At 39.5% G+C, this 22,410-nt stretch carries 17 protein-coding genes; 14 read left to right on the forward strand and 3 right to left on the reverse strand.

Annotated elements, in window-relative coordinates:
* Window positions 1-37 precede the first annotated feature (37 nt).
* The 7 genes from EJL91_RS12460 (at window position 38) to EJL91_RS12490 (ending at window position 12,656) form a co-directional block, all read left to right on the forward strand.
* Complete coding sequence (locus EJL91_RS12460) at window positions 38-2,044, forward strand: ATP-binding protein (protein ID WP_164516833.1); 2,007 nt, start codon at window positions 38-40, stop codon at window positions 2,042-2,044.
* A gap of 250 nt (window positions 2,045-2,294) precedes the next feature.
* Window positions 2,295-3,281 carry a virulence RhuM family protein gene (locus EJL91_RS12465; RefSeq protein WP_243125366.1) on the forward strand — a complete coding sequence of 329 codons (987 nt, stop codon included), beginning with the start codon at window positions 2,295-2,297 and terminating at the stop codon, window positions 3,279-3,281.
* A gap of 166 nt (window positions 3,282-3,447) precedes the next feature.
* Window positions 3,448-5,553 (forward strand): transcriptional regulator, encoded by a 2,106-nt coding sequence (locus EJL91_RS12470; protein ID WP_125142309.1) that lies wholly within the window; start codon window positions 3,448-3,450, stop codon window positions 5,551-5,553.
* Window positions 5,554-5,730: 177 nt separating this feature from the next.
* The gene (locus EJL91_RS12475; RefSeq protein ID WP_125142310.1) at window positions 5,731-8,679 is read left to right on the forward strand and encodes a TOTE conflict system archaeo-eukaryotic primase domain-containing protein; all 2,949 of its coding nucleotides are present in this window, start codon (window positions 5,731-5,733) and stop codon (window positions 8,677-8,679) included.
* A gap of 51 nt (window positions 8,680-8,730) precedes the next feature.
* On the forward strand, window positions 8,731-9,774 hold the full coding sequence (locus tag EJL91_RS12480) for a virulence RhuM family protein (protein WP_125142311.1): 1,044 nt from the start codon (window positions 8,731-8,733) through the stop codon (window positions 9,772-9,774).
* A 741-nt stretch (window positions 9,775-10,515) separates the two neighbouring features.
* Complete coding sequence (locus EJL91_RS12485; RefSeq protein WP_341467015.1) at window positions 10,516-11,466, forward strand: PDDEXK nuclease domain-containing protein; 951 nt, start codon at window positions 10,516-10,518, stop codon at window positions 11,464-11,466.
* A gap of 14 nt (window positions 11,467-11,480) precedes the next feature.
* Window positions 11,481-12,656, forward strand: coding sequence for a tRNA lysidine(34) synthetase (locus EJL91_RS12490; protein ID WP_125142312.1), 1,176 nt, complete (start codon window positions 11,481-11,483; stop codon window positions 12,654-12,656).
* A gap of 370 nt (window positions 12,657-13,026) precedes the next feature.
* Here EJL91_RS12490 and EJL91_RS12495 read toward each other — a convergent pair whose 3' ends face one another.
* From EJL91_RS12495 to EJL91_RS12510, 3 genes are all read right to left on the reverse strand, one after another.
* A complete protein-coding gene (locus tag EJL91_RS12495; protein WP_125142313.1) occupies window positions 13,027-13,797 on the reverse strand; it encodes a hypothetical protein in 771 nt (256 codons plus the stop codon).
* A 50-nt stretch (window positions 13,798-13,847) separates the two neighbouring features.
* Complete coding sequence (locus tag EJL91_RS25370; RefSeq protein WP_125142314.1) at window positions 13,848-14,036, reverse strand: hypothetical protein; 189 nt, start codon at window positions 14,034-14,036, stop codon at window positions 13,848-13,850.
* Window positions 14,037-14,173: 137 nt separating this feature from the next.
* Window positions 14,174-14,614 (reverse strand): hypothetical protein, encoded by a 441-nt coding sequence (locus EJL91_RS12510; RefSeq protein WP_243125330.1) that lies wholly within the window; start codon window positions 14,612-14,614, stop codon window positions 14,174-14,176.
* Window positions 14,615-14,905: 291 nt separating this feature from the next.
* Here EJL91_RS12510 and EJL91_RS12515 point away from each other — a divergent pair, with 291 nt between their 5' ends.
* From EJL91_RS12515 to EJL91_RS12545, 7 genes are all read left to right on the forward strand, one after another.
* Window positions 14,906-15,619 (forward strand): LytR/AlgR family response regulator transcription factor, encoded by a 714-nt coding sequence (locus tag EJL91_RS12515; RefSeq protein ID WP_125142316.1) that lies wholly within the window; start codon window positions 14,906-14,908, stop codon window positions 15,617-15,619.
* A 135-nt stretch (window positions 15,620-15,754) separates the two neighbouring features.
* A complete protein-coding gene (locus EJL91_RS12520; RefSeq protein WP_125142317.1) occupies window positions 15,755-16,387 on the forward strand; it encodes a TetR/AcrR family transcriptional regulator in 633 nt (210 codons plus the stop codon).
* A gap of 78 nt (window positions 16,388-16,465) precedes the next feature.
* Entirely contained in the window at window positions 16,466-17,719 is a 1,254-nt protein-coding gene (locus tag EJL91_RS12525) for an MFS transporter (protein ID WP_125142318.1), read from the forward strand.
* A gap of 39 nt (window positions 17,720-17,758) precedes the next feature.
* Entirely contained in the window at window positions 17,759-20,089 is a 2,331-nt protein-coding gene (locus tag EJL91_RS12530) for an FtsX-like permease family protein (RefSeq protein WP_125142319.1), read from the forward strand.
* 3 nt (window positions 20,090-20,092) lie between these two features.
* Window positions 20,093-20,851 carry an ABC transporter ATP-binding protein gene (locus EJL91_RS12535; RefSeq protein ID WP_125142320.1) on the forward strand — a complete coding sequence of 253 codons (759 nt, stop codon included), beginning with the start codon at window positions 20,093-20,095 and terminating at the stop codon, window positions 20,849-20,851.
* 209 nt (window positions 20,852-21,060) lie between these two features.
* A complete protein-coding gene (locus EJL91_RS12540; RefSeq protein WP_125142321.1) occupies window positions 21,061-21,417 on the forward strand; it encodes a hypothetical protein in 357 nt (118 codons plus the stop codon).
* A gap of 72 nt (window positions 21,418-21,489) precedes the next feature.
* Window positions 21,490-22,398, forward strand: a complete 909-nt coding sequence (locus EJL91_RS12545; RefSeq protein ID WP_125142322.1) for a helix-turn-helix transcriptional regulator — start codon at window positions 21,490-21,492, stop codon at window positions 22,396-22,398.
* Window positions 22,399-22,410 lie beyond the last annotated feature (12 nt).

A 22,410-nucleotide genomic window follows, 5' to 3' on the forward strand; every position in this document is an offset into this window, starting at 1 on the left:
TCGTGGGAATTAAATGAATTTTTGTGGGAGGAAAAGAATGGCTATTCAAAAGATTGAACTTGGTTCAGAGGGTATAAAGCGTGTATTGAAAAAATATAAGCCAGAGGAAGCTATTGCTGAATATGTATGGAACGGATACGATGCAACAGCTACTAGTGTTAGTATAAGAATTTTACAGAATAGTATTTATGGTGTAGAAAAAATAAGTATTTCCGATAATGGATACGGTATTCCTTATGGTCAACTAAATACAAAATTCAAGCCGTTTTTTGAGTCAAATAAGATTATTATACGTAATAGCGAATCAAACAGTTCTAGTTATCATGGGAAAAATGGTGTTGGTAGATTGACATTTTTTACTTTTGCAGGTAAAGCGTTATGGGAAACAGTGTATAAGGAGGACGGTAAAAAGTATAAATATTCAATTAAAATAGAAAGAGATGGTCTAAATGATTACACTGCAACGGAACCAAAAGAGGTGGATAGTAATATTGAGTTGGGAACAGAGGTTATATTTTCACAAATTAATGAAGATTTCCAAGTTGGTGTTATGAAATATTTTTTAAATATTGAATTTTGCTGGTTTTTAGAGTTAATGAGAAAAAACAATTTTAAATTGCTGATTAACAATGAACCGATTGACTATTCTGAAATTCTTGAAGAGCGTGACGTAAGGGATTATAAATATAATAATCTGCAATTTAATGTAATTTTTTGTCGATGGTCACAAAAATTAAATGGCGAGTATTCCAAGTATTATTACTTGGATAGTAGCAACAAAGAGAAATTCAAGGAAAATACAACTTTGAATAATAAGGGAGACAATTTTTATCATAGTGTATATGTAACAAGTACATTATTTGATGATTTTGATTTTACTGTAGTGACTGGGCAAATGCGATTGAAAATTGCTGGAAGCAATAGGGAAGATGAAGCTTTTAAATATATAAAAAGGGAGATTGATAATTTAATAAGGGAAAAAAGGACACCATTTATAAAAAAATATGCAAAAAAATTTTTAAAGACGGTTGAAGAAAAAGAAGCATATCCCGATTTTGATGAAAATAGTCCTGTAGATAACTTTAAGAAAGAATGTTTAGATGCATTAATTTCAACAGTATATTATGTTGAACCCCAAATATTGTCAGGGTTGAATAAAACACAATTAAAGACTATTATAAGGATGTTTGCGTTAATAATGGAATCAGGAGAAAAAGACAGTTTTGTTAAAATAATAGACAGTGTTGTAAATATGTCAAAAGATGAAAGAGTAGAGTTAGCCGAAGCATTAGAATACACGACGATGTCGAATATTTCTAGAACTATTATAATGTTGAAGGATAGGGCGCAGGCTGTTGCCGATTTAAAGGAATTGGTTTTCAATAAGGATCTTGGTGCGGGTGAAATTAATGCAATACAACCTTTTATAGAGAAACATTATTGGTTGTTTGGTGAACAATATCATTTAGTTACGGCAGAAGAACCTGATTTTGAAGAGGCATTGAGAAGATATATTTATATTCTTGATGGTGATACATATACGAAAAAAGATATAATAATTAATGATCCAGATAAACGGAAACAAATGGATATTTTTGCTGTGCGCCAAATGAAAAATGGTGATGTCAAAAGTAGTATTATTGTAGAATTAAAGCATCCTAAAGTAACATTGGGTTATAAAGAATTAGAGCAAGTTAAAAGATATAAAGATGTTATACTTCAAGAACCGCGTTTTAATGCACCTAGTATAGAATGGAAATTTTATTTGGTTGGTAATAAATACAACAATCAAATTGAGAATGAAATAAGGAATCTAAAACATAATGGAGAGAGATCTCTTGTATATTCAGTGGATAATTTCAAAATATATGTTAAAACATGGAGTGAAATATTTACGGAGTTTGAACTCAATTATGATTTCTTGTTTGATAAATTACAAATTGAGCAAAAAAAGATAATTGATAGTAGAGGAAAAACAAAAGAAGAAATAGTTGCGGCACAGGAGAATAATTCGGCAAGAGCGGAAGAAGAATTAACCGTATGACAGGTCAAAATATATGAAGAAATTCAATTGTTATAGTGATTATACGTGGGAACTTATGTAGAGATAGGGAATTGACGCCAATGGGAATTCAAGCTTTAACTCAAAAATTGTCAACATTTGATGGCAAGGAAGTGAACAATAATAAATTGGTATAAAATGATGAGTGTTGATGATTATTGGAGACGTATTGTTACTAATTGCCATCAGTATTTTTAGGGGAGGAGAAGAATTGGAAAAATCAAGTATTTTAATGTACACAACCGAAGACGGAATTACTAAGGTTGAAGTTACATTTGACAATGATACAGTGTGGCTATCATTGGATCAGATTGCAGAGTTATTTCAAAAGAATAAGTCTACAATATCCAGACATATCAAAAATATTTTTTCAGAAGGTGAGTTGTTGGTGGAAGCAACTGTTGCAAAATTTGCAACGGTTCAAAAAGAAGGGAATAGAACTGTTGAAAGACAGATTGATTTCTATAATCTTGACGTGATCATTTCGGTCGGATACCGTGTAAAGTCCCTTAGAGGAACACAATTCAGAATCTGGGCCACGAATATCCTAAAAGAGTATATGAAGAAGGGGTTTGCTTTAGATGATGATCGCTTGAAGAATCTTGGAGGCGGAAATTATTTTGATGAACTGTTATCACGTATACGCGATATTAGATCTTCAGAAAAAGTATTTTGGAGAAAAGTCCTGGAAATTTATTCGACCAGTATTGACTATGATCCCAAGGCAGAAAGTTCTGTGTTGTTTTTCAAACAGGTTCAGAATAAAATGCATTGGGCAGCACATAGGCATACAGCGGCAGAGGTGATTTACCAAAGGGCAGATGCAGATAAAAATAATATGGGACTGACTACATGGAGCGGCAAACATATAAAGCGCTCTGATGTAGAAGTGGCGAAAAACTATCTTGATGAAAAAGAGCTGGATGCGCTTAATAAAATTGTTACGGCATATTTAGATATTGCGGAGGTACATGCTTTAAATCAGGAACCTATGTATATGAAAGACTGGCTGGAGACGATTGATGATTATCTTAGGATGACCAGACGCGATATATTAACCACAAAGGGAAAAGTAACACATCAGCAGGCCCTGAAGAAGGCCCATTCGGAGTATGAGAAGTATAAAAGAAATCAGGAATATATATTGTCTCCTGTGGAATGTCATTTTTTAGAGAGTATAGGGGAATTAGATAAGTTGGACGGGAAAAATAATTCTTAGGATTCTGACGAAAGGTTTCCGCTAAGGGAGAATTATATGTTTTCACCATCATTATTATCCACTCAACACATTGCGAGGTTTGTGTCGAATTGTGTCGAAAACAGGAACAATAGTTTTTGTTATAAGATAAATTGCACATAAGTAAAAAATATTTGGGGGTATACAAATGAATAAAGAAAAATTTTTAGCTGTTTCCGATTCGCTTCGACAATATAGGAGGGCAGAACTTAAAGATTTTGATAAAGATTTGGGTAATAGCCCTGCGATTGATTTGCTCTATACAGATCCATTGCCATCAAATGCTATTTTAGAACAGGTATTATCGTCTAATACTACTTTTTTATTAGGAAGAAAGGGGACAGGAAAAAGTACAATTTTTGCAGAAGCCCAGTCAGTAATAAGAAAAAGAGGGGATTGCCTTTCTATATACTTAGATGTAAAAGCGATACATGATTTGATAGGTAATTTTAGTGTACCAGTAAATGAAATTGATAATATTTCAGAAGGTGTGTTGTATGAGCATTATCTTAGGAAAACTTTTTTAGGAGAAGTATTGTCGCAGATATTAAATGAATTATCGGATACATCAAAAAAATTAAATATTTGGGAAAGGTTGAAAGGACGTAAGGGGGAACTATCCAAAGCCATAGAGCAATTTGAAGAATTACAAAAAGAAGTAAAAAAAGGAAAGCTAGATAGCACTGAGATTCCTATTTTACAGTTTATGTCTAAGAAGAAACATGATCAAACTAAACATACAGAACATTTGGATGATCATTGCGAAATGATGGGAGAAGTATCTAATAATGGATTAAAGATTACAGGCGGTTATAAACCAAATAATTTTGAAGAATTATTATTAGATAATGAGGTGTATCAAGATTATTCTGATGCAGTGTTACATTCTTTTCCTTTCGGTGATATTTTAAAGAAAATTAAATCATATTTGCTAAAAATAAACATGAATAAACTCATAGTTTTTTTTGATGATTTTTCTGAAATAGGCTATCTTGATCAGCGTTTATTTGTGGACGTAGTTTTATCACCATTAAATAACTCAAGTGATGAAAAAATAAAGATAAAAGTAGCAGGATATCCGGGAAGAGTATACTTTGGGAAAATAGATCCTGGTAAGGTCGATATTATATATCTTGATTTTTATAAATTATATAAAGATGCGGATATTCAAACGACAGAACGTAGATCTATTGAATACACGAAACGACTATTGATGAGGAGATTTGAAGCATTTGGTATAAAAATGGAAGATTATTTTGATTCACAAATAGATATCGATGAATTTGTAAGACTTTTGTTTGAGTGTTCGTTTAATGTTCCGAGAATAATGGGATTTATATTGAATTATTGTTACAATGATAGAATATCTCAGGGATTAAGAATAAATACTACAGCTATTAAACTAGCAGCGCAAAAGTATTATGAAACAGTGATAAAACAATATTTTGAAAGGCTGAATAGATTTGCTCTGGAACCATTTGAAAGAAAATTAGATAGACATATTCAGGAAGAATTATTAAATACAATAATTGCAGAAGTGAGAAATGTCAGAAAGAAAATTATAACAAATGAGATAGGTGGGAAGTATTTTGAGGGTATAAATAATCCACCAGCAAGTCATTTTTCGATTAGTAGGGATTTGGAAAACATATTATCATCATTGGAGTTCAATTTTTTCCTAACTAAATATCATGAAATGAGGGATAAAGATGGTAATGAAATATCAATATATGCCTTAAATTATGGTCTTTGTGAAATAGAAAATATTCCATGGGGATATCCGCGAGGAAGACGAGATGATAGAAGTTACTTTGTTCAAAGATGTTTTTCATATAATCGAGTGTTACATACTTTTTTGGCAAATCATCAGACTATAACATGTAATGAGTGTGGAGCCTCTTTTTCGGTGGATAAAAAGGAACACTTTGAGTTTTTTAAGTGGATCTGTCCTGAATGTAAAATAGGAGTCTGTAAAGTAGTTAATTTGTCAGAAGGATATATGCATGAATTAGAACAGTTAAATAAGGATTTAATGTTGGAAAAAGTTGAACTGGAAATTTTGGAGATTCTTATGTCGGAGAACCGATTCATGAGAGCGAGTGATATTTCCTCATTTATAGATCAAAATTATCAGTTAATCGGAAAACGGACAGGAAAATTAAGAGATTTAGGTCTTGTGGAAAAGAAAACTATAAATTATATATCTATGAATAAGATAACAGATATAGCCAAAGAAATGTATTTTGATGACTAATTGCATAATTAGGTAATGAGACAATACTGTAATATAGAGTTTGTATTCATGTCCGCCAAGGTCCAACTACGCCTTGCGGGAATCATTACCACAGCCTCAACACATACAGAATGCTGTGTAAAATTAGAGAAGACTAGAAAATAATTTTGAATAAAACAAGAAAGTGAGGACAGAAAAGTGAATATTGAAGCACAAAATCTGGACTCGCTTAGAAAACTTGTAAGAGAGTTACAGGAAGAAAATAAAAAATTAAAGATTCAGTTAAAGAAAGCCAATATTGCATTTCCTGAAAAAAGTGTTTTTGAAGAGAGAATGGAAGATTCTTCAGAGTATGATCCTGATCAGGGAGGGCGGATTATTAATCGATATATCACGGAAGATATGGCAAATCGTTATTTTGCTATGTTCTGGGGCAGAACGGATGTCTATGCCAAAAGAGGCAGGAGTGGAGGTTATTTTCCGCAGTGTGAGAACCGATGGAACGATAAGCTGTGTCCAAAACAACAAGGTGAGAAGATAAGATGTGAGGATTGCGAAAATACACAGTGGTCAAAGCTTACGGTAAAGAAAATTATGAATCATTTAGTGGGATATAAGGAAGATGCTTCTGACGTTATCGGTGTATATCCTGTACTTGCTGATGGTACATGCAGGTTTATCGTGTTTGATTTCGATAATCATGAAATGGGCGCCGAAGCTACAGATTTTGCTAATGTTGATGAAGAATGGCATAAGGAAGTGGATGCACTTAGAATGATTTGTGAAAAGAATGGGATTACTCCGTTGGTTGAGCGCTCCAGATCCGGCAAAGGTGCTCATGTATGGATTTTCTTTAAAAGGCCGATTTCAGCAGTATTGGCGAGAAACTTTGGATTCTTGTTACTTGACAGAGGACAGGCATCTATCAACATGAAGTCATTCCAATATTATGACAGAATGTACCCTTGCCAGGATACTACCAGCAGCCTGGGTAATCTTATTGCGCTTCCGTTGCAGGGACAGGCACTTAAGAAGGGGAATAGTGCTTTTGTAGATAAAAACTGGAATGCATATCCGGAACAGTGGGACATTCTTCTGAACCATACAGAAAAACTGTCGATTGAAGAGCTGAAAAGCCACATGGAAAAGTGGAGAGAGGGGATATCCGAAACCACTGGTATCACTTCTGTAAGTATTGCAGATCGGCCTAAGCCATGGAAGAAAAAACAAACTTTTGATAAGTCGGATGTGGTTGGAAAGTTACATATTATTCTTGGAAATGGTGTGTATATTGATACGCTGAATCTTATGCCTCGGATCCAGAATCAGATTAGGAGTATGGTAGCATTTGATAATCCGATTTTTTATAAGAATAAGAGACTTGGATATTCGAATTATAATAATTTCAGCGCGGTATATATGGGTAGGGATATTGATGGATATATCTGCATACCGAGAGGCCTCAGGGAGGTCTTAATTGGCAATTGTGAGGAAACAGGGATAGAATACGATATTGCAGACCATAGAGAGAAAGGCAGGCCGATCCGCGTTAAATTCAATGGAGAGCTGCGGACAGGTCAGGATTTGGCAGCAGACAGAATGCTCCGATATGATTATGGGATTCTCAGTGCGACTACAGCATTTGGAAAAACAGTGGTATGCAGTTATCTTATTTCGCAGAGAAAAGTAAATACTCTTATTCTGCTTCAAAACAAAGATTTGCTGGAGCAGTGGGTAGAAGAACTAAATGAATTTCTGGACATCAATGAAGAACCTCCTGTTTACAAAACCAAGACGGGAAGAGAGAAGAGACGAAACAGTGTGATCGGAGTTCTAACCGGAAATAAGAATACGCTTACCGGTATCATTGATGTTGCAATGGTTGGTTCCATGTATAGTAAAGGGAATTTCAATGAATTCATCAATTCCTATGGGATGGTTATCATGGATGAATGTCACCATTGTGGTTCGAATACTTCTATTGAAGTCATGCGGAAAGTAAATGCTAGATATGTTTACGGTGTATCTGCAACACCTAAGAGAGGCGATAACCTCGAAGAAATCATTTATATGCTGCTTGGTCCTATCAGGCATAGCTATACTGCAAAGGAACGTGCCAGAGAACAGGGAATAGATTACTTTGTATATCCAAGGTTTACCAGGGTGATTGATACAAATGAAGCCAAAACCGATATTAACGGTGCATATAGTCTGATCAGTGATAATTCCGTGAGAAATGAAATGATTATTGCAGATACAAAAGCATCTGTAGCAGCAGGAAGAACCCCGGTGATACTTACCAGATTGAAGGAGCAGGCAAAATATTTTTATGATAGTCTTTCAGATAGTGCAGATTATGTATTTATATTATATGGAGATAACAGTGACAAGGAAAATTCAGAAGTCCGCAGGAAGTTACGAGAAGTGTCAAATGATAAATCCCTTGTTTTAATCGCTACCGGGCAAAAGATAGGGGAAGGGTTTGATTTTCCAAGATTGGATACGTTAATGCTGGCTGCGCCGGTTTCTTTTGACGGACGTCTGGAACAATATGTTGGAAGGCTGCACCGTGATTACGAAGGGAAAAAGAACGTCATTGTTTATGACTATATTGATTCGCATATCAGGGCATTTAAGAATATGTATTTAAAGCGCTTGCGAACATATAGGCGTTTGGGCTATTCGCTAATTTCTGATATGACAGTTGAAAAACAGAATGCCAATACGATTTATGATTCCGGCAATTACACGGATGTTTTTGAACAGGATCTGGTGGAAGCTGAAAAACGGATTATTATTTCCAGCCCTTTGATTGAACAGGATAAGGTCGATAGATTCCTGTACATTACAAAGCCAAGGCAAGAGGCCGGTTGTAAGGTAACCGTTATTACTTCTGATCCGGAAACAAGCTGCTTTAGCGGTGCTGAATACTATTATTCTATGATAAGGCAAATGCAAGCGGTTGGAGTCCACGTAATAACAAAGGACAGGATTGACGAGCGATTTGCATTGATAGATGATGAGCTTGTATGGCATGGCGGTATGAATCTTCTTGGAAAAGAGGATGCCTGGGATAACCTGATGAGAATTAAATCCGCTCAGGTGGCCGAGGAACTGTTAGAATTATCGCTGGGCAATAAAAATTGATTGAACGGTAAATTCAAATAATCAAAGACTACGATGAAATTGGAGAGAACTATGCAGGAAAGGAAAAATGAAATAACGATCCACAGTTCGGCAGCGGAATATTTGACCTATGTAGCGTCTGTTGGTGACCAGGCGGACAGCATAGAAATGCGTTATGAAGATGAAAATATCTGGTTGACACAAAAAATGATAGCGGCGCTTTATGATGTAAGTCTTCCGACGATAAATGAGCATATAAAGAAAATTTATGATGATGGCGAATTAACTGAGAAAGCAACTATTCGGAAATACCGAATAGTTCAAACGGAGGGTTCGCGTCAAGTAACTCGAGAGGTCATCCATTATAATCTTCAGATGATTATTGCCGTTGGGTTTAAGGTAAATAATGAACGTGCAGTCCGTTTTCGTAAGTGGTCAGGAAATATCGTGAAAGATTATACAATTCAAGGCTGGACAATGGATAAAGAACGTCTGAAAAAGGGACATATGTTTACAGACGAATATTTCGAACGACAGTTGCAGAATATCCGTGAGATTCGTCTTTCAGAGCGTAAGTTTTATCAGAAAATTACGGATTTATATGCCACAGCTTTTGATTACGATAAAGACGCGAAGACTACAAGGCACTTTTTTCAGACAGTGCAGAATAAAATGCATTGGGCGGTTCACAGACATACGGCAGCAGAACTGATTGTAGAACGGGCGGATGCTGAAAAAGAACATATGGGACTGACAACATGGGAAGCGGCTCCTGATGGCAAGATTGTAAAAGCGGATGTTTCGATTGCTAAGAATTATTTAAGTGATAAAGAGATGGCCTATATGGAGCGAATTGTATCCTTGTATCTTGATTATGCAGAATTGCAGGCAGAACGCCAGATTCCGATGAGTATGGAAGACTGGGCGAAGCGGCTGGATGGCTTTTTGGAGTTCAATGGAAATGAAATCCTTACAGATGCGGGAAAAATCAGTGCAGAACAGGCAAAACTTTATGCAGAAACAGAATTTGAAAAATACCGGATTGTGCAGGACAGAATGTTCGTATCAGATTATGATAAATTTTTACTTGAACTAGAAGAAAAAGTAAAGGTATAATTTGATTTAGGATTGAAAAAGAATTGTTTACTCCAAGGCCCAACTGCGCCTTGCGAACATCTTTTTTACAGCCTCAACACATGTGAAAACAGTTACGCTTCTCGTGAAGAAACCTTGATTCTACGGGTGTTTGCGGGATTATTTGGACAAAATGGAGCTGTGTTTTTAAAGGAATAGAGATGGATAAGTTTCCGCAGATAGGGGATGGGATAACGCCGGACAGTTCAAAAATGAGGGTTTTGCTGGGCATAAGATATAATCTGGCAAAACCCTTATTATTTGGCAAAAGCACAAACTGTATAGTAAAAAATTTAAAAGAAAAGGTGAGAGGTATAAACAGTGTTCATAAAATAAATCTGTACTTACTTATAATTTTTATTGATTTGCGAGAATCTTTTAACAAATCTAAACAGATAAGTACCACAAGAGATTATTATATATAAATCTATTGAATATTATTTTTAAAGTGATATAATAAAGATGTCAGGAGAAATACACCTGTGGATTGAAAAAATAGTTTTATTTATATTGAATGAGGATAGTTGCCTGATCTATTATTGTAGTTATAATAATATCAGGCATCTTCATTATCGTTTCATAGTAATTAGGTTCCTAACATCTTGGCTTGATGTAGAGTATTTGTTTGTATTAATCGATATAAAATATTAAACGCTATATTTTGATACTGTGAAGTTTGAGTTGCAAAATAATAAAGGTAATAAATAGAACATATACTGGAATATTGGGAAAAGTATTGTGGAACAGCAGGATGGCTATGAAAAAGCAGAATATGGAAGCAGATTAATAGTGGAATTATCCAAAATGATGACTGCAGATTTTGGTAAAGGTTTTACGCCGACTAATCTAAAATACATGAGGCAGTTTTATCTGGCATTTCCAAATAGTCACGCACTGCGTGACGAGTTGAGTTGGACACATTATCGCCTGCTTATGCGCGTGGAAAATAAAAATGCCCGTGAATTCTATACAGAAGAAGCAATAAAATCAAGTTGGAGCACACGGCAGTTAGAAAGACAGATTAATTCGTTTTTTTATGAAAGGTTGTTGTCCAGCCAAAATAAAGAAAAAGTTTCGGAAGAAATCCAGAAATTGGAACCCACAAAAGTTCCAGAGGATATTATACGCGATCCATATGTATTAGAGTTTCTGGGCCTAAGTCCGAATGATGATTTTTATGAGAGCGATCTTGAGGAAGCGCTGATAACACATTTGCAGAAATTCCTCTTAGAATTGGGGAGAGGGTTTTCTTTTGTTGCCAGACAAAAGAGGATTACATTTGACGGACGGCATTTCCGAATAGATCTTGTCTTTTATAATTACGTTTTAAAATGCTTTGTATTAATCGATTTAAAAATTGGAGATTTGACACATCCGGATTTAGGGCAGATGCAGATGTATGTACATTACTACGAACGTGAATTGATGAATGAGGGCGATAATCCACCAATAAGTGGTGGAAATAGGCATCAAGCCCTATATACGTTGAATCAGTACCCTGTGATTAATGGTATCAGTGAGTTCCATCCTCTGATAACTAGAGATGATGTAGAAAGAATTGAGAAGGGAATACAGGAGTTCTCTTTTGGTCAAAATGTACTTGAGCTAAATACAGATAAGATTGAGTCTGATTTTGACTCTTTATGTGATCAAGTAATAGAATTTCTTGCTTAAGAGGAGCGGTAAAAATGGAAGAATATAGCAATATTAAAAAATCAAACAATCCGAAAGTAATTGCTATGTTATCTGGCGGAAAAGACAGCATTGCATCTATTGTTTTACTTAAGAAAAATGGAATTGATGTTACTGCTATTCATTTTGTTCATGATTGGGGAGCTGAAATTCCAACTGAAGAAGCAAAGAAGGTTTGTCTTGAATACGAGATACCATTAATTATAAAAAATTATACAAAGGAATTTTGTGATGCTGTCAACGGTTATGTAGCAGGAAGGCCATGTTTGCTCTGCAAAAAGCAAATGTATAAGGTGTTATTAGAATACTTAAACAGTGGCCAATATGGTTGGCTATGTATAGGGGATAATTCTAATGACAGAACAACAATAGCGAGAATCAAACAGTTTATTCAGGATGGGCATACGGAAGATAATTTAGTATGCAGTGGATATTTTGGTTTCGAGATGGGTATTGAACTTCCTGTAGGTATGAAGGTAATTCGACCTTTAATAGGTATGTCAGCAAATGATGTAGAAGATTTCTTGGCAAAGGCAGGTATTATTATAAAGAGAATTAATTCAACTGGTGATAAGTATTTTGAGTACCACCGGGAAGGTTGCCCTATTCAATTTGCTGATATCGGGGTTGAATTGAATGAATATTTATATGATGACTTGAAAAAATATAATGATTGTATTACAACATTTGCTAGAAAGAAAGGGATTCTTGCTTCGATTCATATGCCCTCAACATTTATTATTACAATCCCCAGAGGATATGAGGAGCAGGCAGCAGACTATTTAGAAAAAAATGGATTGGAAGTCAATCGAGATATTAATTCATCAGATGTCCCGTCTCGGAATGTTCTTATCGGGCATGTATACGATTTGAGAAGAAAACTATTAGAGACCAAGGCATATGAAAAAGTTTTTAACAGATTTCTAGAAAGATTGGAATTGTACGGCTCTAATAAATCCATTCGTAATATTGATGATATGGTGGTTGGAACGTATATGGAATGTGAGGCCTCTTTAGATATGGTATTGGACTTTGATAATGGAAAAGCAGATATAAAGTATTCGTTTGGTGATGCATCTAGTGGTCGCAAAGATAAAGCTGTTTTTGATAATTTGATTCTTGAAATGTTTAGGACAAACAAGTATAAGGTGCATATAGTAGACGAACGGTAAGTGTTTGATTACAGAGTGTCTTGTTAATATTGAAAGATATGTGCCGGATCTCCGGAACAATCCATTTTGAGCTGTTTTCCTGGATTGAGCGAGATATGCATGGTGGTTCTTCGTTTTTTCTCGTATCAAAAGAACGCCAGGTTGCTGCGCGGATTCGTTTCAAGCAGTGGGCATTGGGGATTCAGGACTGCATGAATGGTTCGAAAGACATGACTGTGGACGAATGGTGAAAACCCACCAACAGATTCGGATATGCCGCGCCGGTAGGAAACTTAGTATTTCCGCCAAGGTGTATATTCCGAGCCACTAGATTTGGCTGCGGCAAGAGTTATGAACACATATAACCTTGGATTTTTTATGATTTGAACGCTCAGCCCACCCCTTTCCCCTCTTCTAGCGGTGTGATTGACTTAACGGCAGATTTTTCAAGCGTATCCTCAAAAAATCTCACCCTTCCTGCCAGGGAGTCTACCCCAATCAGCAGGGCGCGCCCCTCTTTGTGTCGGATTACTACTGAAATGGTATCGGACGAGGTAGTGGCGCTGCCCAGGATATTAAGGCTGCTTTCCTCTGCCAACCCGTGGGAAATCACGAATTCCTTTGCTAACTCCTTTGCAGTTTCAGCTGAGACCGGCTTGCTTCTGTTTTCCCAATCCGTATAGCTTAAGTGTATGCCCTTTACGGTTCCCTGTTCCGTAAAGGTTACATCGTACATGGGCTTTGTATCGATATTTTCCATGTCAATCACAGCATCCTCAGAAACATCGCCTAAATTAAGTTCATCTGGAAGGAATGTTACGGCTATCTGCTGCTCCACATCGAATTCCGGCAATGCTTCCATGTGCTGCACATTGACTGTATATCCGGCCGTATCAGTCATATTGACGCCAAAATACTGATTCAGAGCCTCCTTTGCTAAAGCGGTAAAAGCCTCATCGGATGCTGCCTGATTCGTCTCGGCCGAGCTTCCGGCTGTTTCTCCGGAAGTTTGCTCCGAAGTAACGGTAGTTTGTGTAACGGTGGTCATCGTTTTCGTTTCCGTCACCTGGGCGGAAGCGGTCCCGCAGCCCGTCATGCTGAGTACAAGAACTCCCGCACAAATCATTCCCATGTTCTTTTTCACGTTTTTCTGTCTTCTCATAATCGATCTCCTTTTTTGCTTTGTTTACCATTTTCTGGTATGGGGTTATTCTAATCGGGAATTGTTTCATGTTTGCAACACGGGAAAATAATTTTGATCCGGGTTTCCTCGTGCTCTCTGCTTTTCAATTCTATTCTTGTGTGGTGGATTTTTACAATATCCGCACAGATAGAGAGCCCGAGCCCCACACCGTCATTGTTTCTGCCTCTTACCTTATCCACCAGGTTTCCGATTTCCATCGCAGATGCATTCGCACGGATACCCCGCCCGGTTAAGTCCCCGTGACAGGATATCCGCAATCATCTCGTCGTCCTCTACAATCAGAATTTTCATGTTCCAACAATCCTCCGGGCATTCCGCTTTAAACGTCTGATTCCTATTCGTTCCCGTTCACTCTTCTGGCGAACTCTTTGATATATGGCTTGAAGTTCTTATGTTCTGTGGGCTGTGTTGCAAGAGGGATAGCAAAATCAGTTACCGTCATTACAAAAAACTGGTTGCTGTCTTTAAAGTAAAAAGCCACTTTGCCTAACGCTCCAAGTTTTACTTCTTTCAACATGCTGGCCGTGATATGTAAAATAAAATCTGGATCGACTTCCATCTTTGTCATGGACGGGCAGGGAACCGCCATGATATACATCTCATCCTCCCGGTAACGGACGATAAGATTGGGAAGAGAAGCGTATCCGGTCTGAATCCGGTCATAGCCTTTCACCGTGGATACTGCGTCCTTCGCCCCCTGTGCCATCACAATCTCAAAACCTGCTGTTTCCGGAACCGCTCTCTCGGAACCTTCAATGATCGACTGAATAAGCATCGCATGTTTCCGCTGCGTTTTCTTTTCTGTGAGCTTAATGAGTACAAGCGCTAATATGAGTGGAACACAAAAAAATAAAATCAAATACATGTTTTTTCTCCTCTCTCCTTGTCACTTTGCCCGGACGGATGTGTTCCGCCTGACAGGACATAATAAATATATCACGGTTTTTAGCATTTATTGGCAACGTTTCATTACAATACCATATGTGTTTCATGACATATTCTTTGAATCAGGCCAGAATTATGGTAAAATTATATCCAATTTAACAAACGGATTAGGAGAACGATGATGTTGCGGATTGGTATTTGTGACGATGATCCTCATATGCTTAACTATCTCTCAGCTTTGTGTACCAAAATCCTGCCTGAAGCAGTCATTACAGAGTATCGAAGCGGTATGGAGATTTTAAGCAGTGCCGGAAGTTTTGAAATCATTTTAATGGATGTGCGTATGGAGGGCATGGACGGCTTAAACGTAATCAAACGGCTTCAAAGTAGAATTTCAAAGAAAACGCCGAACTTTCCGTCTGTCATTTTTATTACTGCTTATGATGAATATGTCTTTGAAGCGCTGGATTTATTCCCGTTCCATTATTTATTAAAACCTCTCGATGAAGAGAAGTTTGAAAGAGTACTGAAACGCGCCGCTGAAAAGCATGCCAAAAAGGAAAAAGAAGAAGCAGTCTTTTTTCACACAAAAACCCGCCATTTACATATTTATCCCAGTGATATTTACTTTGTGGAGAGTAATCTTCGAAAGGCGATTATCAATCTGGAGCATGCTCACTTTGAAGTGTATTCGACAATGGCAGAGTTGGAAAAACTGTTTGGAAACTCTTTTTTTCGCTGCCACAGGGGATACTTGGTGAACCTTGGAAAAGTCCAAAGTTATGACAGGGAGACAATAACACTTGTTAACGGAACGCGTTTGATTTTAACTAAGACGAAATATGCGGAATTTGTAGATGCCTATATGCGTTATTTAAAAATCAACGAGGGGTAGAAAGGGCTGCTGAATTGCAGCGTACATTATTGTTCCCAATTATTGTTCCCAAGATAATATTCTTCTTGACTTATGCATCACTTCATGTTATGTTTTATTAAACTGACCGTTGGTCTAAAAGGTGGTGAATGGATTATGCGCAGACATAAAGAGCCAGAAGTAAGAAAAAGTGAGTTATTAGATGCGGCACAAAAGCTGTTTGTCGAAAAAGGGTATGCCAAAACAACGGTTACTGATATTTTGAATGTACACGGGTTGTCGAAAGGCGTATTCTATTACTATTTTAAATCGAAAGAAGAAGTGATGGATGCGATCATTCAGCGTATGGTTGATGATATGGTAGATCACGCTGAAAAAGTTGTGGCAGATTCCAGCATGACTCCGCCTGAAAAGATACTTGCCATCTTGATAGGAAGAGGGCAATCCGAGGAAATGATAAAAGACAAGGAAAATATGACCCGCCAATTTCATGAAGTCCAGAACGCAGAAATGCACCAAAAATGTTTAGCGCTTAGTATAAAGCGCCTCGCGCCTGTTATGGCGCAAGTATTCAAGGAAGATGACGGCCAGGCTGCATGTTCCACTGATTATCTGTTAGAATCGTTTACTTTATTTCTGGCGGCAGGGCAAGTGATTTTTGATGAAGGTTTATTTCGGTGGAGTGAAGAAGAACGCACCCGGTACGCGGCTGCCCTCCTTGAAATGATGGAAAAAACACTTGGTGTCCCGGCTGGGTATTTTGATGAACTTAAGATAAAATTTGCATGATACGATCGTTCGTTTGTATCGTGCAAATTTTTAAACGAAAATATAAACTAACGGTCAGTCTAAATAGGAGGATTTAGAATGCCAGAGAGAAAAAGTGATATACCCTCACCTCATAACTTCAAGTTGATGGTGTTTGGCCAGATTATTTCAATTCTAGGGTCGGCGTTGCTGCGGTTTGCGCTTTCCCTGTACGTTTTAGATACAACAGGCAGCGAATCTTTATTCGCAACAATGTATGCCATATCTAATATACCGCTTTTGCTTGCCCCGTTGGGCGGAGCCGTTGCTGACAGATTCAATCGCCGCAACCTGATGGTACTATTTGATTTTACCAGCAGTGCCATTGTATTGTGCCTGATTATACTTATGAATGTGGGGAAGATTTCTATCCCTGCCATCGGAGTTACGATGGTGCTGCTGTCTATTATCAGCGCCTTGTACACCCCCGCTGTTACAGCAAGCATTCCTCTATTGGTGGAGAAACACAGACTGGAGGGAGCAAATGGTCTTGTTCAGGCGGTCCAGTCATTGTCTGCTGTTGCCGCCCCGGTTTTGGGTGGAATCCTGTACGGTATCATGGGCCTTAGTGTCGTTATCATGATTAGCTGTATTTCATTCTTCCTGTCGGCTGTCATGGAAATTTTCATAAAGATACCGTTTGAGAAGCGGCAATGGAATGGACGCATCGTGCCGACTATCACAAAGGATCTGAAAGACGGTTTTATATACGTCATGAAACAGAAGTTTATACGCAAGGTCAGCATCATTGCCGTCTTGCTGAATCTGGTGCTAATCCCATATTTCCTGGTAGGGGCTCCGATTGTCCTGCGCGTAACGCTGCAAAGCGGAGATACTTTGTATGGGATCGGAATGGGAGTGATTAACGCCGCCACCATAATAGGCGCATTATCCATTGGACTGCTTGCTCCTAAAATGAAACTGAAAACATTACACCGCTGGCTTTTTGCTTCCGCACTGTTTTTGATGCTCATGGCAGTATCCTTAATGCCGTTTATGCTTGGGATGGGGTATTGCCCCTCATTTATTCTGTTTATGCTGGGCGCTGTCCCTATCGCGGCAAGTATGACGATTATTTCCATTTTCATCATTACGAAGGTTCAAAAAATAACACCGAACGAAAATCTTGGAAAAGTCATGGCAATCATAACCGCAGTCGCTCAGTGCGCTGCGCCGCTGGGACAGATTCTATATGGCATTGTCTTTGAATCATGGGGGGCACAGATATTTATACCAACTTTTTTTGTTGGGATTGCGATCCTGCTTCTCGGGGGCTTGACGCAGCGGATGCTCAAATGTGAGGAAGAACTGTAAATTGAAGTCTGATCAAACAATGGAGAAGGGGGCTTAACAATGTATGGCAAACTGATTCTAAACGACATACGAAAAGGGAAGCTGATTGCAGTTACAATCGCGGTCTTTATCGCAATTGCGGCGGCTCTGACATCGTCTGCGGCTATGCTGGGGGTCAATCTGTCCGGCGCGGTTGGCCAGCTGATGGAGGAAACAAGGGCGATTGATTTTATGCAGATGCACTCCGGTGAAGTTGACGGGCAGCGGCTCCAAAACTTCGCGGATACTCAGGGTAATGTGGAGGCGTACCAACTGGCGAAATTCCTGAATATGGACGCTTCGGAACTGTTTATCAGGGGCAGATCACTTGAGGGAAGTATCCAGGATAATGGTTTTTCCATGCAGAATGAAGCGTTTGATTTCCTGCTGGATTTGAACGGTGAAATCATTCATCCCGCCGATGGTGAAGTATACGTTCCCCTCTGTTACAAGAAGAACGGCGCTGCAAAATTAGGAGACATACTGAACGTACACGGAGTGTCGTTTACTGTGGCCGGTTTTTTGCGGGATTCACAGATGAATGCCGACCTTGTCGGTTCCAAGCGGTTCCTTGTGAGCGGGAATGATTTTGCGCGCCTGGAGAGCTTTGGCAGTATGGAATACCTGATTGAGTTTCGCCTAAAAGACCGTTCCGCTTTCTCCGCCTTCCAGTCGGATTATTTTGCGCAAAGGCTTCCGTCCAACGGCCCTCCGGTCATAAGCCGCCCGCTGCTTATGATGGCCAACTCGATGACGGATGGGCTGATGATTGCGGTGCTGGTGCTAATCAGTATCCTTGTGGTTGTAGTGGCTTTCCTCTGTATTCGTTTCACATTGCTTGCAAAACTACAGGAGGATTACAGGGAAATCGGCGTATTGAAAGCTGTGGGTATGAGGGGTTCGCAAATCGCCAATCTATATGCCGTAAAGTACGGCGCGATTGCGGGGATTGCCTGTGTTTTGGGATTTCTGCTCTCCTTTCCCTTAAGCGGCCCCCTTATGGAAAATATACGGCTTTATATGGGAGGAAGCAGCAAAGGCGCGATTGCACCGCTTATAGGCGTTCTCGGCGCTATGATGATTTTTCTTGCAGTTATGCTGTATGTGAAAACTGTCTTACAGCGGTTTGGCAAAATCTCCGCGGCTGAAGCGGTGCGGTTCGGTGCGCCGCAGGAAGAATCAAATGCGGCGAGGGGCTTTCGTTTCAGCCAAAACAAGATTTTATCATCTGAAGTTTTTTTAGCTGTTAAAGACGTATTATGCCGAAAAAAACTTTATGCTACCATGTTCACCGTGCTCGTTATCTCATCATTCCTTTTCATTGTACCGCAGAATATTTATAATACCATTTCAGCGAGAAGTTTTATGACCTATCTGGGCGTTGGGGAAAGTGACATTTCTGTGCATTTGACGCAGACGCAGGCAGATGACTTGAGGCAGGCAGCGGCGGATATGATTGATGCGCTTGCGGCGGATGAAAGCGTTGCCAGATACACGGTTCTTTCCGACATGGTGTTTAATATACCAACAGAGGATGGACGGATGGAACGTCTGCGGGTGGAATTGGGCGACCATACCGCCTTCCCTGTCATGTATGCGCGGGGAGGCCCGCCTGTCACCGAAACGGAAATTGCTCTTTCCTCCCTAAACGCAGATGAGCTTGGAAAATCGGTGGGTGAGGAACTGACGTTGGTTGTGGAAGGCAAAGAAAAGCGTATGACGATATGTGGAATTTATTCCGACATCACCAATGCTGGAAAAACGGCAAAGGCAGCGTTTCAGGCAAAAGGCGCGGACTTCGTGCGGGTGGTCATACCGATAGAACTTAAGGACAGGATGGCAGCGTCACAGACAGCGGCGCGGTATCAGTCTGGGTTTCCGTTTGCCACGATAGCGGTTTCCGACGAGTATGTGCGCCAGACCTTCGGCGGCACCTTGGCTGCCATACAGAAAGCGGCTTTCGCTTCCATCGCCGCCGCAGTTCTGCTTACGATACTGATCACCTTGCTGTTTATGAAGATGATTGTGACGAAAGACCGGTACTCAATTGCCATTTTGAAATCTCTCGGTTTTTCTGACAGGGAAATCTGCTGGCAGTATGTGGCGCGTTCCATAATCGTGGCCGCACTCGGCGTAATCATCGGGGTGATTTTAGCAAACACATTGGGCGAACTGTTTGGTATGGCTCTGATTTCTACTCTTGGGGCCACAACATTCCACTTTGTTGTCAATCCGTTTTACGCATATCTGTTTGCGCCGCTTCTCATTGTGGTATGCGTATACTCAGCCACGTTACTGGGCATATCAGACATTCGTAAACTCAAAATTTCCGAACACATTAAGGAGGTATAAGCTGTGGCTCGAATCATTACAGGCAGAAATATAATAAAAACTTTTGGTACCGGCGATAAACAGGTGAGGGTGTTAAACGGAGTGAATATGGAAATAGAAAAAGGCGAGTTTGTGGCAGTCATGGGTCCGTCCGGCTCAGGGAAATCCACGCTGCTGTTCGCTCTTTCCGGAATGGACAGCATCACAAGCGGGTCTGTGATGTTCGGAGATACCGAACTGTCAAAACTCCGCGAAAATGATCGGGCAGATATACGCCGGAAAAGGATGGGGTTTATTTTTCAACAGCCAACCATGCTCAAAAATCTAAACCTTTTGGACAACATTATTCTCCCAACCGCTCAGGACGGTAAGAAGAATATGGCGAAACTCACACAAAAAGCTAAGTTATTGATGAAAAAGACGGGCATTGGCGGATTGGAAAACAGGGAGATAACGGAGGTTTCAGGCGGACAGCTGCAGCGGGCTGGTATCTGCCGCGCCCTGATGAACTCACCGGAGATTCTTTTTGCCGATGAACCCACCGGCGCACTGAACTCAAAATCAGCGGAGGCAATCATGGGATTGCTAACGGATATCAATCGGGAAGGTACTGCAATTCTGCTTGTGACTCATGACGCAAAGATCTCTGCCTGTGCCGACAGGGTCTTATTCACGAAGGATGGAGACATCGTCTCCGAACTTACGCTGCAAAAGTCCAGCAGAAAGAATATGGAAACAAGAACAAAAAAAATTCTTGCTGAGATGGCAGTTGTAGGAATTTAAGTACAGCAACGGGGACAACGGATTATCTGCTGCTCTGATTTTTCTGGGAAAGGGGGACGATATGCAGCAACAGATATTGATTATCGGTTCCTGCCTCACGAGCTGCAAAAATAACCAGTGGTATTGTTATTCGTGTTTTTTGAGAAATGTGACATGCTGATGTCGCATTTCTTTTGATAAAATCATCTGAGACAAAGGAGGAATAAGATATGCCGTTTACTGAGATATGTATTTATCAAGTCAAACCGCAAAAGGTTGATGAATTCGAGGCGCTGATGCTGGAAGCGAAAACGTTTCTGGAAAAGCAAAAGGGGCTGTTTTTACTGCGGTTTGTAAAGAGAGAGTACCACATCGACATGGAGCAGATTAAAGAAGGTCTGCCGCCGCCTAAGATCACGCGCATTGTAAAAAGCGTCAAGTATATGCTCTATTGGGAGTTTGATACGAAAGAAAGCTATGGAGCAGCACAAAAAACCCTCTGCGACAGCTATTGGAAGCCGATGGAAAGATGTCTGGCAGCGCCGCATGACAAATATTTAGGAGAGGGGATGTTTTCATGGAATTAGCGTATTGCGGTTTAAAATGCCTGAACAGTCTAAATTATCTTGCCGCAGCAGATAGACAGGCAGAGGAGTGATATGCAGATAGACAGGCTGATTCAAATTGTATTATTACTGTTAAGCCGTGACAACCTGACAGCGAAACAGCTGGCAGAGGAACTTGGTGTCTCCACACGCACGATCTATAGGGACATCAATATACTTTCCGTTGCGGGCATCCCGATCACATCACAAAAAGGATATGGCGGAGGGCTGTCCTTGCTGCAAGGTTTTTCATTGGACAAATCCTACTTCACCCAGGCAGAGCAAAGTAATATGATTCAGGCGTTACAGATCCTGAAATCTTCCAATTACCCGGATGCTGATAAAACTCTGAACAAGGTAGCCGGGTTGTTCAGCCACAACATGCAGTCAGAATGGCTAGAGATTGATTTCTCGTATTGGGGCAGCCCTGAAAAGGAACGGGTCAATATTACAGCGTTAGAGCGTGCAATCATCAATAAGTATGTGATTACATTCACTTATTTTAATACAGAGTTAACGGTAACGGATCAGACGGTCGAGCCGCTGAAACTGGTTTTCAAATCGCACGCCTGGTATCTTGTTGCCTGGTCTCTTCATAAAAATGCCATTCGTATTTATAAAATGTCCCGTATCAGAGAGCTTCAGGTTACAAACCAGTTGTTTGAACGCGTGCTGCCGCAGGATTTTTCCATTAATCCTGCGTACAAAGAAGAATATGATATACCGATCTTCAAATTGCATTTTTCTGAAAAGATCGCGTATAAAGTCTACGATGAATTTCAGGAGAAGTACATTAAAAAGTTAGATGACGGTACCTTGGAAGTATCGTTTAGATACCAGTTAAATGAGTGGACGTTTCTTTATCTGCTTTCCTTTGGCGAGTATGTTGAAATAATAGAACCTGCCCAGGCAAGGGAGGTTCTAAAAGAAAAGGCCCAAAAGATACTTTCTATGTACCAATAATGAAAACAAAAA

The sequence above is a fragment of the Clostridium transplantifaecale genome (genome assembly GCF_900626075.1).
GTDB lineage: Bacteria > Bacillota > Clostridia > Lachnospirales > Lachnospiraceae > Otoolea > Otoolea transplantifaecalis.

Coding starts and splice junctions, on each gene's coding strand:
- EJL91_RS12480 (WP_125142311.1), top strand. CDS start 8,731: ATGCAGGAAAGGAAAAATGAAATAACGATCCACAGTTCGGCAGCGGAA.
- EJL91_RS25370 (WP_125142314.1), bottom strand. CDS start 14,036: ATGGAAATCGGAAACCTGGTGGATAAGGTAAGAGGCAGAAACAATGAC.
- EJL91_RS12540 (WP_125142321.1), top strand. CDS start 21,061: ATGCCGTTTACTGAGATATGTATTTATCAAGTCAAACCGCAAAAGGTT.
- EJL91_RS12545 (WP_125142322.1), top strand. CDS start 21,490: ATGCAGATAGACAGGCTGATTCAAATTGTATTATTACTGTTAAGCCGT.
- EJL91_RS12510 (WP_243125330.1), bottom strand. CDS start 14,614: ATGCTTATTCAGTCGATCATTGAAGGTTCCGAGAGAGCGGTTCCGGAA.
- EJL91_RS12530 (WP_125142319.1), top strand. CDS start 17,759: ATGTATGGCAAACTGATTCTAAACGACATACGAAAAGGGAAGCTGATT.
- EJL91_RS12470 (WP_125142309.1), top strand. CDS start 3,448: ATGAATAAAGAAAAATTTTTAGCTGTTTCCGATTCGCTTCGACAATAT.
- EJL91_RS12495 (WP_125142313.1), bottom strand. CDS start 13,797: ATGAGAAGACAGAAAAACGTGAAAAAGAACATGGGAATGATTTGTGCG.
- EJL91_RS12460 (WP_164516833.1), top strand. CDS start 38: ATGGCTATTCAAAAGATTGAACTTGGTTCAGAGGGTATAAAGCGTGTA.
- EJL91_RS12525 (WP_125142318.1), top strand. CDS start 16,466: ATGCCAGAGAGAAAAAGTGATATACCCTCACCTCATAACTTCAAGTTG.
- EJL91_RS12520 (WP_125142317.1), top strand. CDS start 15,755: ATGCGCAGACATAAAGAGCCAGAAGTAAGAAAAAGTGAGTTATTAGAT.
- EJL91_RS12515 (WP_125142316.1), top strand. CDS start 14,906: ATGTTGCGGATTGGTATTTGTGACGATGATCCTCATATGCTTAACTAT.
- EJL91_RS12465 (WP_243125366.1), top strand. CDS start 2,295: ATGTACACAACCGAAGACGGAATTACTAAGGTTGAAGTTACATTTGAC.
- EJL91_RS12490 (WP_125142312.1), top strand. CDS start 11,481: ATGGAAGAATATAGCAATATTAAAAAATCAAACAATCCGAAAGTAATT.